The sequence below is a fragment of the Paenarthrobacter sp. YAF11_1 genome, from assembly GCF_052113445.1.
Taxonomy (GTDB): domain Bacteria; phylum Actinomycetota; class Actinomycetes; order Actinomycetales; family Micrococcaceae; genus Arthrobacter.
On record NZ_JBFRDF010000009.1, the window covers coordinates 144,559 to 158,738 of the forward strand.

The following is a 14,180-nucleotide window of genomic DNA, read 5'->3' on the forward strand; positions in this document are numbered from 1 at the left end:
CCGGGCGTGCCTCCCATACTTTCCGCACTTCCCGAATGGAGGGAAACCGTGCGCTTCATCCTGCGCCGCCTGGGTTTCTACCTGATCGCCTTCTGGGCGTCCATCACCCTGAATTTCCTGCTTCCGCGGTTCATGCCAGGGGACCCCGTCTCCCGCATGTTCGCCCGTTCCCAAGACCGAATGCAGCCGGAACAGATCGAGGCCCTGCGCAAGCTGCTGGGTGTTGACGACCGGCCCATCTGGGAGCAATACATCGACTACATGCACAACATCTTCACCGGGCAGATGGGTGTTTCCATCTCCCGTTTCCCCACCCCGGTCACCGAGGTCATTTCGTCCCAAATCGGTTGGACACTCTTGCTGGGCGGTACTGCACTGGTCATTGCCGCCGTCGTGGGTAACCTGCTGGGCATCCTGGCGGCTTGGCGACGCGGCGGCGCGATCGACTCCGCGCTTCCACCGGTGCTGGTGTTCATCGGTTCGTTCCCGTACTTCTGGCTTGCCATGGGCGCGCTCTACCTGTTTGGCGTGGTGTTGGGCTGGTTCCCGATCCGCCATGCGTTCACTGACGGTTTGGAGCCGGCGTTCACTTGGGAGTTCATCGGCGACGTCGGTGCGCACCTTGTGCTGCCGGCACTCACGATCGTGCTGGTTTCCATCGGCGGCTGGATGCTCGGCATGCGAAACACCATGATTGCCACCAACTCCGAGGACTACATCACCATGGCCGAAGCCAAGGGACTCCGCCCGGGCCGCATCATGCTCCGCTATGCGGCACGCAACGCCATGCTCCCGTCGGTGACCAGCTTCGGCATGGGACTGGGATTCGTGGTGGGTGGTGCCCTGCTCACAGAGGTGGTGTTCGCCTATCCCGGCGTCGGCTACCAGCTCCTCAACGCTGTCCAAGGCCTCGACTATCCGCTCATGCAGGGCCTGTTCCTGACCATCACCGCCGCTGTTCTGCTTGCCAACTTCCTGGTGGACATCCTCTACGTCCGCCTCGACCCGCGCGTGCGCAGCAACTAGAGGGACTGACATGACAACCGCACTTCTGAAGCAGCCAACTCCAACGCCGGTCCGCAAGCCGAACCGCAGCTTCGTCCACGGACTGCTCACCAACAAGAAAGCCCTGACGGGCATGGCCGTGATGATCATCTTCATCGCCTTGGCCCTCCTGGCACCGATCCTGTTTCCCGGGGACCCGTCGCGGATCACGGCCATGGCTTCACTGGAACCATCGTCCGGGCACTGGCTGGGAACCACGGCAAAGGGACAGGACGTCCTCGCACTGACCGTCCATGGATCCCGGAGCTCGCTGTTCGTGGGACTCACCGTGGGCTTGGCATCCACTTTCATCGGCATCCTGGTGGGCCTTGCCTCGGCGTACTTCGGCAAATTCATTGACGAAGCACTGTCCCTGGTCACCAACGTTTTCCTGCTCCTGCCCGGCCTGCCGCTGCTGGTCATCCTGGCCGCCTTCCTTCCGCCGGGACTGGGGACCGTAATCCTGGTACTCGTGGTGACCGGATGGGCCGGTTCCGCCCGCGTACTGAGATCTCAGGCGCTGTCCATCCGCTCCAAGGATTTTGTGGCTGCGGCCGTGGTGTCAGGCGAAAGGGCCGGCCTGATCATGTTCCGCGAGATCCTGCCCAACATGGCCTCGATCGTCATGGGCACCCTGCTGGCTTGCGTCATCTACGGCATCGGCGCCCAAGCGGGCCTGGAGTTCCTTGGCCTGGGCGATGTCAGCACGGTCTCCTGGGGCAACAACCTCTTCTGGGCCGGCAACGAAGGCGCCCTGCTCACCGGAAGCTGGTGGGTCTTTGTCCCCTCAGGCGTGTGCATCGCGCTGGTAGCTTTCGCCCTTGCCCTCATCAACTACGCCGTGGACGAGGTCACCAATCCGCGGCTTCGGAAGATCAAAACGCCTAAAACAGCACCCACGAACACCGAAAGGAGCGCCGCCAAATGACCATCTCCCAAGTTTCTTTCGGCTCCCACCAACCGGTCCTTGACGTCAAGGACCTCACCGTCAAGTACATCGGTGACACCCGCTCCACCACCGCCGTCGACCGCGTTTCCTTCAGCATCGGCACCGGTGAGGTATTCGGCCTTGCGGGGGAGTCCGGCTGTGGGAAGTCCACCATTGCCAACTCCATCATGAGGCTCCTGAAGGATCCCGCCAAGATCGCGGGCGGAAGCATTTCCTTTGGCGGCAAGGACGTCCTGGCCATGAGCCCGGAAGAGTTGCGGCGCTTCCGCTGGCAGGACGTGGCAATGGTTTTCCAATCAGCCATGAACTCGCTCAATCCGGTGCTGACCATCGGCGAACAGATCGTGGACATCTTCACCACCCACGCCGGTTACTCCCGTAAAGAGTCGATGCGGCGCGCCGGTGAGCTGCTGGAGCTTGTGAGGATCGATCCCGCACGGCTGAAGTCCTATCCGCACCAGCTCTCCGGCGGTATGCGACAACGTGCCGTTATTGCCATGGCCGTTGCGCTCAAGCCGTCACTGTTGATCCTCGATGAACCCACCACCGCGCTTGACGTGGTGGTACAGCAGGAAATCATGGCTCAGATCAAGGAGCTTCAGCGCGAACTCGGCTTCTCCGTCCTCTTCATCACGCACGATATGTCCCTCATGGTGGAACTCTCGCACCGCATGGCCGTGATGTACGGAGGCCGGATCGTGGAAACCGCCAAAGCCCAGGATGTCTACGCCACCCCCCGCCATCCGTACACCCAGGCGCTGATGGGCGCCTTCCCGCCGCTCACCGGTCCCCGCGTTCCGTTGACGGGATTGCCCGACGGCGTGAAGTTCCGGAACATCCCGGACCTCACCGAGGCTGCACCCGGGCACTTTGTGGCACCGTTCGGCGCCGACGCCCCGGTGGTTGATTCAGCAAACCTGGAAGGAGCCGCACGATGAGCCATTCCCTGATGACCCCAGCCCCCGTGTCCACTACCGGCACCCCCGCGCTTGAGATTCGAGGCCTGGGAAAGACCTTCCCGATTGGCGGCTTGTTCTCCCGCGATTCTGTCCGCGCTTTGCAGGGGATCGATCTGACCATTGGCAAGGGCGAAATCGTGGCCCTCGTGGGGGAGTCCGGTTCCGGTAAGAGCACCTTGGCCCGTTGTGTTGCCCGGCTCGAAAAGCCGAGCTCCGGGGAGATTCTCATTGACGGCGTCGATGTCCTGAAGCGGGATCGTTTCCAGGCGTCAAGGGCGTTTCGGTCCCAGCTGCAGATGGTGTTCCAGGATCCCTTCGGCTCCTTGAACCCGGCCCACAGGATCGAGCATTTCCTGCGGCGCTCCCTGGCGATCCACGGCAAGAACGGTAGTTCCGAGGAGGAGACGCAGCGGCGGCTCGCAGAGCTGATGACCACGGTTGGCTTGGAGGCCGACATGCTGAACTCGTATCCGCACGAGCTCTCCGGCGGTCAGCGCCAACGCGTTGCGATAGCCCGGGCCCTCGCCGTTGAACCGCAGGTCATCCTGGCCGACGAGCCTACCTCCATGCTGGACGTTTCCGTCCGGATCGGCGTGCTCAACCTCATGCGCAAACTCCGCGACGAGCAAGGCATCTCCATGCTCTACATCACCCACGACCTCGCGTCCGCCCGATACCTGGCGGACCGGACGGCGGTCATGTTCGCCGGTGAACTGGTGGAGGAAGGCGAGTCCCTGGATCTGCTGGCCAACCCCGCGCATCCTTACACGCAACTCCTGGTGTCCGCTGTCCCGGATCCCGCCCGGGCAGGCTCGTACGATCCCGTTCGCAGGGCCGAATTGCGGCAGGCCGTCATGGCCTCCACGCACTGCGCCTTCGACGGCGACCCGGACCAGGCCTGCTCGGCCGAAGAACCTGTCCGCCATCAGGTGGGGGACCCCGAAAACCGTCACTGGGTCCGCTGCCACCTGTACCGCCCCTGGGCTGCCGCCGGCGGCCATGCCCTGGCGAGTGAACCACTCCAACCCGGCCACCCGGCGTCGAACGCTCAAGAAGAGGCTTCCGCATGACTGAACTGACCCACCCGCTCGCTACCGTTCCGCAGGAGGAGTTGGTGGCCCGCGCCGAAGCCGATCCACTGAGGCCGCGCTTCCACTTTGTCTCACCGGCCGGTTGGCTCAATGACCCCAACGGTGTCAGTCACTGGGACGGCACCTACCACCTCTTCTACCAGTACAACCCTGAGGGCGCTTTCCATCACCGCATCCAGTGGGGTCACGCCACCAGCACCGACCTGGTCACCTGGGTTGACCAGCCTGTTGCTTTGGAACCGTCCGAGGGGCCGGACGCCGAGGGGTGTTGGTCCGGGGTGTTGGTGAACGACGGCGGGACGCCCACCTTGGTGTATTCGGGCCGTGCGGAGGGCAAGGAGCTCCCATGCGTCGCTGTGGGAACCCCGGACCTGCTGAGCTGGACCAAGGACCCCGGGAACCCGGTTATTGGTGCCCCGCCGGCCGGTGTTGACGTCACGGCCTACCGCGATCACTGCGTATGGCGCGAGGGAAACACATGGCGGCAGCTGGTGGGTTCAGGGATTCGGCACCTCGGCGGCACGGCGTTCCTCTATGAGTCTTCGGACCTACGGTCGTGGGACTACCTCGGACCACTCTTTATCGGGGATGCCTCACAGGGCGATCCTGCGGACACTGATTGGACCGGGACGATGTGGGAATGCGTAGACCTGTTCCGTGCGGGGCAGGGATCGTTGGGGTCTGCGCCCACTGACGGCTCGCCTGATGTGCTGGTCTTCTCAGCATGGGACGACGGCGTAACCCGCCACCCGCTGTATTGGACCGGCCGCTACGCCGGCGATACCTTCGAGCCGGATACGCTGCACCGGCTGGACTACGGAGGCCGCTTCTTCTACGCACCGCAATCGTTCCAGGACGAGTCAAACCGCCGTGTCATGTTCGGCTGGATGCAGGAAGGACGAAGCGATGCCGCCATGGTCGCAGCCGGCTGGTCGGGCGTCATGAGCCTGCCGCGCGTCACCACGTTGGCCAACGATGGAACGTTGGAATTCGCACCGGTTCCCGAAGTAGAGAAGCTGCGCAGAAGCCACGTCAGCGTCCCCGGCCAAGTGCTGGTGGGGGCGGGAACGTCCGTGGAGACCGGTGTGTCCGGCAACCAGCTGGACCTTGAGCTGGACGTGCAACTTGCTCCCGGTGCGGAGGTTCGGCTCGGAGTGCTGACGTCCCCGGACTGTGCCGAGGAGACGGTGGTTGTGCTGAGCCGGGCCGCCGACGGATCCCGCACCGGCAACCTCCGCCTTGACCGCAGCCGTTCCAGCCTCGACCCTGCCATTGATGGTGAAGACAAGTCCGGGCCCGTTCCCATGACGGACGGTCGGGTCCGCCTGCGCGTCCTGGTGGACAGGTCCGCCGTCGAAATTTTCGCCAATGGCAAGCCGCTCACGGCCCGTGTCTACCCGACCCTGGGCGGGAGGCGCGTGACGCTGGCGGCCACGGAAGGTTCGGCGCGGCTCCTCTCCTTCGATGCCTGGACCATGGCCGGGATCTTTGAAAGCCCCCGCAACCTCGTCCCGGAAGGACTGTGAAACCCATGGAACGATCACCATCGCTTTCCCGTCGTGCGCTGTTTACCGGAACCGGTGCAGTCGCCCTCGGTGGATCGATCGCGCTGTCTGGTGCCGCAGCGCAGGCCAGCCCCGTTGCGGCAGCCACGGCAGCGGGCGGCCCATCGTCGAAAGGAGCAACCCGGATGCGCCCGGTCTATCACTTCAGCGTGCCTGATAACTGGAAGAACGATCCCCAGCGCCCCATCTACCTCGACGGGGAGTACCACTACTACTACTTGTACAACGCCGACTACATCAAAGGGGGTGGTGGCACATCGTGGCGACGGGCCACCACCACTGATCACGTCGCGTTCCGGGACCGCGGGGTCGCGATACCGAAGTTCAGCAATTCCAACGGCGACTGTTGGTCCGGATGCATGGTGGTTGATGAGCGGAATACTGCGGGTTACGGGGCCGGCGCGGTGATAGCCCTTGTCACCCAGGCACCGGAAGGCCGGCAGGCACAGTACCTCTGGTACTCCACGGACAAGGGTCGCTCCTTCAAGCCAGGTGGCCAGGCGCCGGTGCTGCCCAACCCGGGGGTGCCCGATTTCCGTGATCCCAAGGTGATCTGGGACGAGGACCGCGGCCGGTGGTTCATGGCCAACGCGGAGGGGCAGAAGCTGGGCTTCTACACGTCACCGGACCTGCGCTCCTGGAAACGGGTTGGCGAGTTTCTTCGCAGCGACTTGGGGCTGCTGGAGTGCCCCGACCTCTTTAGGATGACCGCCGACGACGGCACCCGGCATTGGGTGTTGGGCACCAGCGCAAATGGCAAGGGCCGCGGACTGCCGGCAACGTATGCCTACTGGACAGGAGCTTTTGACGGCAGCTCCTTTACCCCGGACCGTCCCGAGCCTGAATGGCTCGATTATGGCTTCGATTTTTATGGCGCGGTCACCTACCCGCATCACGATGCGTCGGGTGCGGAGGACCCAACCCTCCGCCGGGCGATCGGGTGGGCAAATTTCTGGGATTACCCCCACAACACACCAACCCTGGCTACTGACGGTTACAACGGCGATGACATGATCGTCCGGGATGTCCGGCTCAAGCGTGGAAACGGGGCCTACTTTCTCGCTTCCGTACCCACGTCTGCGCTGGGGGACCACGTGAAGCGAACGCATCGCTTGGGTGATGTGCCGGTTGCGGGTACTCATGACCTGAAGATTCGCTCGAACGCCTACGACCTCACGTGCGAGCTGGTGTGGGATCCGGCTGCGCCGCCTGCCAATCTCGGGTTGGAGCTGTGCCGCGCACCCGGTGGTGGCAGGCACGTGGCAGCGGGTGTTTTCGTGGGTGGCCCGTTTGCCTACGTCAATCGCCGCCCCACGATCAACCCGACGGCAGGCGAAACCCAAACGCCGGTAGATCCTGCTACAGGCCGCCTCACGCTGCGGATCCTGGTGGATCGAACCAGTGTGGAAATGTTCGTTGGAGATGGGCGCGTGGTGCACTCGCACAGGGTATTCCCCCTTGAAGGCGACGACGGCATCCGCCTCTACGCCCATGAAGGAGCGGCTACGTTCCGGGGCTTGACCATACGGGAACTCAAGGGAATATCTTCTGAGGGCACTCAGCTCTGAGTGGAGTTATCTCACCAAAGGCAGGGCCACCTCACGGTGGCCCTGCCTTTGGCGCGTAAGGCGCCGGTCCCTGCGCCCGAGGTTCGGGCTTCCTGTTGCGATGGTGTGCAGGTACGGTTCCCTACGCTTGCCGAACCTGTTCTTCGGCGGTCGGTGGGGTCCGGGACTTACATGATTCCGGTGGGGACCAGCAGTGCCCAGGCCAGTGCGGGTGCAACGAGGACCACTCCGCCGGCGTACATCATCAGTTGCTTGTAGACGCGCTGGCGATCGTCTTCGCGGGCGTTGGCGACAACCAGTGCGCCGTCAGTGGAGAACGGGGATACATCGACAACCGTCGCGGCGATGGCCAGTGCGGCCACTGTGCCCGAGGCGCTCAGTGAACTGGTCGCCAGCAACGGTCCCGCCAGGGGGATGAATGCCGTGAGCAGGGCGGTGGAGGAGGCAAAGGCCGAGCCGACGCCGATGACGTAGCAAAGTACCAGTGCAATCAGGAGCGGCGCCCCGAGTGCCAGGGCCTGCTCGGCGAGTGTATCGATCACGCCAACGTGCTGCAGCAGGGATACGTAGGTGATCATGCCGGCAACCAGGAGCACGGTGGACCAAGAGACTCCGCCGATGAACGTCTGGTGTTCCTTGATGTTGACCAGTGCCAGGAGGAGTCCTGCGGAGAGTGCCACGAAGCCGATGGGCATGTGGAAGCCCAAGGCGCAGACAAGCATTGCGACGATCAGTGCCAGCCAGAGGATCTGCTGGCCGTGTGGCCGGGCGGTCCGCGTGGTGTCCAGATCAGCGAGCTGGCCTGTGGCGCCGTCGCGGATTTTACCCAGGAGGGCAAACAGCACCACTGTCAGGACTGACAGGATGAGGTTCAGGGCAAAACTGGCGGCGAAGAGTGAGCCCTGCGAAATGGGGAAGCCGTTCTTTACCGCGATGTCGTGCACAAGAACGCCTGCCACGGACAGCGGCGAGAATCCACCAGCATGTGCTCCATTGATGATGAAGGCGCCCATGAGGACGGGGTGGATGCGTGATTCATAGGCCAACCCGATGGCGGCAGGGGCCAGGAGGGCGACGGCGGCAGGGGAGAAGGTCCCAAGGGCTGTCAGCGATGCTGCCAGGAGAAAGAACACCCACGGGAGGAGCATGGTTTTACCGCGAACCAGCCGAACACACGTCTGGACGATGATGTCGATGGTCCCGTTCCGCTGGGCCATGCTGAAGAAGTACGTGACACCGATGATGGTGATGACGATGTTGGCGGGGAAGTCCGTCAGGATTTCCTTGTCCGTCATGCCCAGCATGAAGTAGCCGACGCCGAAGGATGCCACCAGTCCCATGACGCCTATGTTCAGCGGCCATTTGGTGGCGACGACGAACATCACCACGAGGATGACCAGCGGGATGATCTGTGTGGCAGTCATGGTCGGCTCCGATTCCGGGGTGGCCGCCGGGTTGAAAATGGCGCCCCCGAACAGGATGGCAACCAGGCCCAGGATCACGGAAGCGGCAACCGTTACGAGCAGGATACGGCGGCGGCGGTTGGGACTGCCTGAATTTTGTTCCCGGGTTTCGCTCTCCGATTCCGGAGCTGGGTGGTAAGTGACTTTAGCCATGGTGGTGTCTCCTCATTGAGTGGCTGATGCTAGCGAGGCTTCGACGGCACTGCCGAGAGTCTCCGGGAGGTGGATGATGCTGGTGGCGATGGTGCGGGCAGTCCGGTCGACGCCCACCACGAGGGAACCGTCCCGGTGTTCGGTCCAGGTTTCGATCACACCGGCCGGCGTGCGGAGTTTCAGGGTGGGGCGGGAAATGGTGCCGGTGATGTGGTTCAGCACTGTTCCCGTGGTGCGGGCGGCCAGTGTCAAAGCGATGCTTCCCGTGATGGCCAAGGCCGGATGCGGTTTGCCCATGGAGAGCATCATGACGTTGACGTCGCCTTCCGGGTCTGCCCCGGCGGGTGCGCCCACGATCGCAAGCTTGGGGACGGCCCGCGCTGCTTGCGAAGGACTGGGCGCCAATCCCATCCGGACAGCCGCCTGCCGGCGGATCACGTCCAAAGTATCCAGCTGCAGCTCCACGCCGGCGCCCCACGTTTCATAGCGGGCAGTGTCCAATCCCAGGTCTTCGGCGCGCAGCATGACCACTGGCGCTCCGGCGTCGACCATTGATACCGTCCACCGGGTGCCGCTTGCGAGGATGATGTCCGTCGGCGCGCCGGTAGGAAGGAGCCTTCCGGTGGTCTTTCCCGCCGGATCACGGAAGCCCAGACCCACCCTGTACCCGGGAAAAACGACTCCGGGCATTTCTGCATCGGGAACGATCGGCAGGGCGCCGTCGGGGGTTGAGACCCGCTGGATGATGATCTGGCCCGTATTGGTGTTGCGGGTGACGACGCGGGTGGAATCGCCGCCGGGTGAAACCCAGCCTTTTTCAATGGCGTACAGGCCCACAACTGCGGAGCAATTCCCGCAGTTGCTGCCCCAGTCCACGGCTGCCTCTTCGATGCCTACCTGGGCGAAGGTGAATTCGACATCAACTTCATCGTCGTCAGGCCGGCTGAGGATCATCGCCTTGCTGGTGGTGGAGGTGGCCCCTCCAACTCCGTCGATCTGGCGGGAGTCCGGGCTTCCGAAGAGCCTGGGAAGCAGCTCGTTGACGTCGGTGCCGGCTTGTTCCAGATGAGCAGTTTCAAAGACCCAGCATTTGCTGGTGCCTCCGCGCATCCATTCCGCTTCTATCTTCATGGTGTTCCCTGCATCTCGTTGATGTTGTTCCTGTTACGAGAATGATCCGGATCACAAATGAAGACAATGTTGGATATATGATGGGGATTGTAGTGATGCTTAAATCATTTGGGCAATAAGGCGCAGCGAGTGGATCATGATGTGTCGAACGCATGAACAGCAAGCTCCACGGCAACATGATGACCCGTAAATACAGTGAATGAACCACTTGGACAGGAGCATGAACGCATGCTTAATGATGACGCCCCCGAGTTATTCGATATCCGGCGGCTCGCGCTGCTGGTGGAAGTGGTCGAGCAGGGATCCATCACCGCCGCGGCCGACACCATGATGTACACGCCGTCGGCGGTTTCACAGCAGTTGCGCAAGCTCGAACAGGAAGTCGGCCAGCCGCTGCTCAACCGCCGTTCGCGCGGCGTAGTCCCCACCGAGGCAGGCCAGTTACTGGCAGGGCACGCTCGGAAGATCGTGGGTCAGATGCGGGCGGCCCGCGCCGACCTGGATCAGATCGCGGGCCTGCGGCGCGGCTCACTGACCGTTGGTACGTTTCCCACGCTGGCGGGATCGTTTCTCCCGCTTGTCATCCGGGCCTTCAAAAAGCGTTACCCCGCCATTGGACTTTCTGTCCGCAGTGCCCGCTTCGAGGAGTTGGTCTCGGATCTTGAGTCCGGGGTGACGGGACTGTGCTTGCTTTGGGATTACCCTTGGAACCGCTTCAGTGATGAGTCCATCCGCATCACCGAGGTTTTCCAGGAGAGCACGGTGATTCTGGTGGCCAAGGGGCACCCCCTGGCTGACCGTGATGAAGTAAATATGAGTGAACTCCGGAAGGAGTCGTGGATTGTTCGCGCTGAAGCTCATCCGGTAGTGGAAGTGCTTCAGCGATCTGCCCACGATGCCGGTTTTGAGCCGAACATCGGGTTCCTTGCCAACGACTATCAGGAGGCGCAGGCCATGGTCAGCGTGGGCATGGGCGTGGCAATGGTGCCCAAGACGGCTGTTGCCCTTCAGCATCCCGACGTCCGCGTCCTCAGTCTGGGCCCCGACGCCCCCCTGAGGCGGGTACTTCTGGCCCAGCGCCAGGACAAGGTCTACGCCCCCGCGGAAGTTGCGTTCCACTCCACGTTGTTGGAAATCGCCCGCGAACGGGGGCGCGACTACGTCTAATCAGTGGTCGGCGTCAGAATCCGCCTGTTTCCGGGCGCTCTTCTCCGCGTCCTTCTCTGCACGCACTGCTTCTGCTTCGTGTTGCTCTTCTGCCTTCTCCTGGTGGATGACTTCGGCAAAGAGTTTTTCCATTTCCTTGGCCACGCCAGCGGCCGAGGCGGGGTTCTGGCCGGTCACCAGGCGACCGTCCACCGCCACCTTTTCTTCGAAAACCCCTGCGGAGACGTGGCGGGCCCCCTGTTCCTCAAGCCGGTCCGCCAGGAAGAACGGGATGACCTTGTCTTTCCCTGCAGCCACTTCTTCGTCGTTGGTGAAGGCTGCTACGTCGCGGCCTTCAACCAGCCTGAACCCGTTGTCCAACTCCACGTTCAACAGGCCGGCCGGCCCGTGGCAGACGGCACCCACCAGGCCGCCCGCGTTGTACACGCTGGCCACCAGGTTCTGCAGGCCTTCGCTGTCCGGGAAGTCCCACATGGTGCCGTGGCCACCCACGAGGTAGATGGCATCGTACTGGGCGGGATCTACGACGTCGACGCGGGCGGTGTTGTACAGCCCGGCGCGCGTTGTCTCGTCTTGGGTAAAGGCAACCTGGATGGGATCGTCCGCGTCCACTTCATCGCGCGGAGGCTGGCCTCCTTTGATGGAAGCAAAATCGACGAAGTGTCCTGAGTCTTTGAAGACCTTCCAGGGATGTGCGGCCTCAGCTACGTTGTAGCCGGTCTTCTCTCCCGTGTCGCCGAGCTCGGAAACGCTGGTTAGTACCATGAGGATTTTCTTCATGAAGTGCTCCTTTCGTCCTGCTCCCACCCTACGCCCCCATCAATTCCGGCCCTTGAGTAGGCTGGATGAACATCAATCCGTCTGCTCTTGCAGGCTCAATGTGTGACCTGGATCAGGAGTGTGAGTGCCATGCCCAAGACCGGCAAAAACGATCATGCCCGAAAAAGCGAGTTGCCTTCGACCCTTCAGCGCTCGGACCAGAAAGCCCAAGACACGTTTGCCAAGACCTACGACTCGGCGATGGATTCCTACGACGGCGATGAGAGCAGGGCCGCCCGCACGGCTTTCGCGTCGCTGAAGCACAGCTACGAGAAGGTGGGCGACCATTGGGAACCCAAGGAAGAACGTGGACCTTCGGATGACCATGCGGCGGAAGGGATCAGCTCGGATAAGCCCACTGCTGGCGGAGTGGACGCCAACGCTTCCAAGGAGCACCTCTACCGGCGGGCCCGCGAGCTGGACATCAAGGGTCGTTCAACCATGACAAAGGACGAGCTGGTCCAAGCCCTGCAGAAAGCCAATGACGCCGCAACCCGAAAAGCCCGCGAAAGCTGAACCCGAGGGCAGGATGCCGTGGCGAGGGGATTGTTGGGCTTACGGGTGATGTCAGGCACATTGTGACGCGTCTGCGAAGCGTCCTCTTTTTGGTGTGGCGCCGAGGTAAGGCTAACCTAAATAGTCTCCAGTTCCCCATGCCCTCCCGTTCCGGGCATACATCGCAGGCGGTTCCCTTTGCGCACACTCAGCCGTTCCTCAGCAGCCCTTGGGGTCGCTGCACTTCTTTCGCTGACCGGTTGTGGTCTTAGCGGTGGACAGACAGGCACCACCGAAAAGGTGGCCGATACCAACCAACGCATCGTCGTGGATAACTTCCGGGCCCCCGTGGCCAACTGGGCGCTTGAGTCCGACGCCGCGTACATCCTGTCGTTGTCCGGCTGCCTGGAAACGCTGACCAAGTACGATTCTGCCCAGGGCAAAGTGGTCCCGTTCCTGGCAACAGAATGGAAGCAGGTCTCACCGCTTGAATGGGACTTCACCATCCGTGACGGCGTGAAGTTCCAGGACGGTACCGATCTCACCGCAGAGACCGTCGCCGCTTCGCTGAACTCGGTCCTGAAGGCCAAGGTACCTGCAAGGGCTTTCAGCCCGAGCATTGTCAGCGCAGTTCAAGCGACGGACGCCAAGACCGTTCGCGTCACCACGCCGGTGGAGAACCCGCTGGTGCCGTTCCGCTTGGCGAGCGTCAACACGGGCATCCTCGCACCTGCCGCCTATGCCGGCGCCACGCTTGATCCGTTCGGTCACTGCACCGGCCCGTTCACACCTGTGTCGGAGAAGGCGAAGCAGTCCTTGACCTTGGACCGCAACGAGAATTACTGGGGCGGCAAGGTGCAGTTGGCAGGCGCCGAAGTCCGCTTCATCACCAACGGCGCTACCCGGGCCGCCCAAGTCCAAACCGGCGAGGCCGACATTTCCCTGTCCATTCCGGCCTCCGCACTGTCCACGCTTGAAAGTGCACCCGATGTTTCCGTCCTGAAGGCAGATTCGCCCCGCACGGCCACTTTGTATATGAACAACGGCCGGGCACCTTTCAACAACGTGGATTTCCGCAAGTCGCTCCGCTCCGCTCTGGACCTTGAAGCCTTGGCGGCCAGCGTCTACGAAGGCGCGGCCTTGCCTGCCACTGGCCCCTTCGCACCCTCCGAACCATGGGCTTCCAGCGAAGCCAAGCCACCCAAGCAGAACCTGGACGAGGCGAAGAAGCTCTTGGCCGATGCCGGCTACACCGCCGACAAGCCGCTGGAGATCATCGCCATCGTGGAGCGGACGGAGTTCGCCGATGTAGCAACCGTGGTTCAGGACAACCTCAAGGACATCGGTGTTCCGGTGAGCATCCAAGCCAAGGAATACGCCTCGGCGGAACCGGATGTCCTGGCCGGCAACTATGACATGATCTTGAGCCAACGCAACCGGCTGATCGACATTGCCGATCCCATTGGATTTCTGACGGCCGATTACACCTGCAAGGGCACGTACAACCTGAGCCACTTCTGCAACGAAGAGTACGACGCTCTCATCACCGAAGCAGCCCGGACCTCCAACACCGAGGAACGCTACAAGCTGTATGCCAAAGCCGGACAACTCCTGAACGACCAAGCCGTGAACCTGTGGTTGGTTAATGAACAGGCCACTGACGCTGTCCGCAGCAACGTCCTGTCCTACGTCCAGGATCCGCTGTCCCGGTACGTCCTGACCGCGCAAACGGCCAAGGCCGGCTCCTAGCAACGGGCTGAGACAAGCCGAAGCACG

Annotated in this window: 12 protein-coding genes; 9 read left to right on the forward strand and 3 right to left on the reverse strand. The window is 62.6% G+C overall.

Going from position 1 to position 14,180, the window contains the following annotated elements:
- The first annotated feature begins 48 nt into the window (after positions 1-48).
- From AB4Y77_RS15150 to AB4Y77_RS15175, 6 genes are all read left to right on the forward strand, one after another.
- A complete protein-coding gene (locus tag AB4Y77_RS15150; protein WP_144650234.1) occupies positions 49-1,026 on the forward strand; it encodes an ABC transporter permease in 978 nt (325 codons plus the stop codon).
- A gap of 10 nt (positions 1,027-1,036) precedes the next feature.
- Entirely contained in the window at positions 1,037-1,972 is a 936-nt protein-coding gene (locus tag AB4Y77_RS15155; RefSeq protein WP_442014492.1) for an ABC transporter permease, read from the forward strand.
- Positions 1,969-2,931, forward strand: a complete 963-nt coding sequence (locus AB4Y77_RS15160) for an ABC transporter ATP-binding protein (protein ID WP_442014493.1) — start codon at positions 1,969-1,971, stop codon at positions 2,929-2,931. Before AB4Y77_RS15155 ends, AB4Y77_RS15160 begins: the two co-directional genes overlap by 4 nt.
- A complete protein-coding gene (locus AB4Y77_RS15165) occupies positions 2,928-4,022 on the forward strand; it encodes an ATP-binding cassette domain-containing protein (protein WP_442014494.1) in 1,095 nt (364 codons plus the stop codon). The genes AB4Y77_RS15160 and AB4Y77_RS15165 overlap by 4 nt, the downstream gene beginning before the upstream one ends.
- Positions 4,019-5,569, forward strand: coding sequence for a glycoside hydrolase family 32 protein (locus tag AB4Y77_RS15170; RefSeq protein ID WP_442014495.1), 1,551 nt, complete (start codon positions 4,019-4,021; stop codon positions 5,567-5,569). The genes AB4Y77_RS15165 and AB4Y77_RS15170 overlap by 4 nt, the downstream gene beginning before the upstream one ends.
- A gap of 164 nt (positions 5,570-5,733) precedes the next feature.
- Positions 5,734-7,176 (forward strand): glycoside hydrolase family 32 protein, encoded by a 1,443-nt coding sequence (locus AB4Y77_RS15175; RefSeq protein ID WP_442014544.1) that lies wholly within the window; start codon positions 5,734-5,736, stop codon positions 7,174-7,176.
- 167 nt (positions 7,177-7,343) lie between these two features.
- On the opposite strand, the gene AB4Y77_RS15180 is transcribed toward AB4Y77_RS15175, so the two are convergent.
- Positions 7,344-8,792 carry an SLC13 family permease gene (locus AB4Y77_RS15180; RefSeq protein ID WP_442014496.1) on the reverse strand — a complete coding sequence of 483 codons (1,449 nt, stop codon included), beginning with the start codon at positions 8,790-8,792 and terminating at the stop codon, positions 7,344-7,346.
- Positions 8,793-8,804: 12 nt separating this feature from the next.
- The gene (locus tag AB4Y77_RS15185) at positions 8,805-9,923 is read right to left on the reverse strand and encodes a PrpF domain-containing protein (protein WP_442014497.1); all 1,119 of its coding nucleotides are present in this window, start codon (positions 9,921-9,923) and stop codon (positions 8,805-8,807) included.
- Positions 9,924-10,151: 228 nt separating this feature from the next.
- On the opposite strand from AB4Y77_RS15185, the gene AB4Y77_RS15190 reads away from it, so the two are divergent.
- Positions 10,152-11,090: a LysR substrate-binding domain-containing protein gene (locus tag AB4Y77_RS15190; RefSeq protein ID WP_442014498.1), complete on the forward strand. Its 939-nt coding sequence runs from the start codon at positions 10,152-10,154 to the stop codon at positions 11,088-11,090.
- Here AB4Y77_RS15190 and AB4Y77_RS15195 read toward each other — a convergent pair whose 3' ends face one another.
- Positions 11,091-11,870 (reverse strand): type 1 glutamine amidotransferase domain-containing protein, encoded by a 780-nt coding sequence (locus AB4Y77_RS15195; protein ID WP_311212164.1) that lies wholly within the window; start codon positions 11,868-11,870, stop codon positions 11,091-11,093.
- A 129-nt stretch (positions 11,871-11,999) separates the two neighbouring features.
- On the opposite strand from AB4Y77_RS15195, the gene AB4Y77_RS15200 reads away from it, so the two are divergent.
- Both AB4Y77_RS15200 and AB4Y77_RS15205 read left to right on the forward strand, forming a co-directional pair.
- Positions 12,000-12,425 (forward strand): ChaB family protein, encoded by a 426-nt coding sequence (locus AB4Y77_RS15200; RefSeq protein ID WP_311212163.1) that lies wholly within the window; start codon positions 12,000-12,002, stop codon positions 12,423-12,425.
- A 177-nt stretch (positions 12,426-12,602) separates the two neighbouring features.
- On the forward strand, positions 12,603-14,153 hold the full coding sequence (locus AB4Y77_RS15205) for an ABC transporter substrate-binding protein (RefSeq protein ID WP_442014499.1): 1,551 nt from the start codon (positions 12,603-12,605) through the stop codon (positions 14,151-14,153).
- Positions 14,154-14,180: the final 27 nt, after the last annotated feature.

Excerpts from the sequence above, each read along its gene's own strand:
- AB4Y77_RS15165 (WP_442014494.1), top strand. The coding sequence starts at position 2,928 with ATGAGCCATTCCCTGATGACCCCAGCCCCCGTGTCCACTACCGGCACC.
- AB4Y77_RS15155 (WP_442014492.1), top strand. The coding sequence starts at position 1,037 with ATGACAACCGCACTTCTGAAGCAGCCAACTCCAACGCCGGTCCGCAAG.
- AB4Y77_RS15175 (WP_442014544.1), top strand. The coding sequence starts at position 5,734 with ATGCGCCCGGTCTATCACTTCAGCGTGCCTGATAACTGGAAGAACGAT.
- AB4Y77_RS15195 (WP_311212164.1), bottom strand. The coding sequence starts at position 11,870 with ATGAAGAAAATCCTCATGGTACTAACCAGCGTTTCCGAGCTCGGCGAC.
- AB4Y77_RS15190 (WP_442014498.1), top strand. The coding sequence starts at position 10,152 with ATGCTTAATGATGACGCCCCCGAGTTATTCGATATCCGGCGGCTCGCG.
- AB4Y77_RS15160 (WP_442014493.1), top strand. The coding sequence starts at position 1,969 with ATGACCATCTCCCAAGTTTCTTTCGGCTCCCACCAACCGGTCCTTGAC.
- AB4Y77_RS15185 (WP_442014497.1), bottom strand. The coding sequence starts at position 9,923 with ATGAAGATAGAAGCGGAATGGATGCGCGGAGGCACCAGCAAATGCTGG.
- AB4Y77_RS15200 (WP_311212163.1), top strand. The coding sequence starts at position 12,000 with ATGCCCAAGACCGGCAAAAACGATCATGCCCGAAAAAGCGAGTTGCCT.
- AB4Y77_RS15180 (WP_442014496.1), bottom strand. The coding sequence starts at position 8,792 with ATGGCTAAAGTCACTTACCACCCAGCTCCGGAATCGGAGAGCGAAACC.
- AB4Y77_RS15170 (WP_442014495.1), top strand. The coding sequence starts at position 4,019 with ATGACTGAACTGACCCACCCGCTCGCTACCGTTCCGCAGGAGGAGTTG.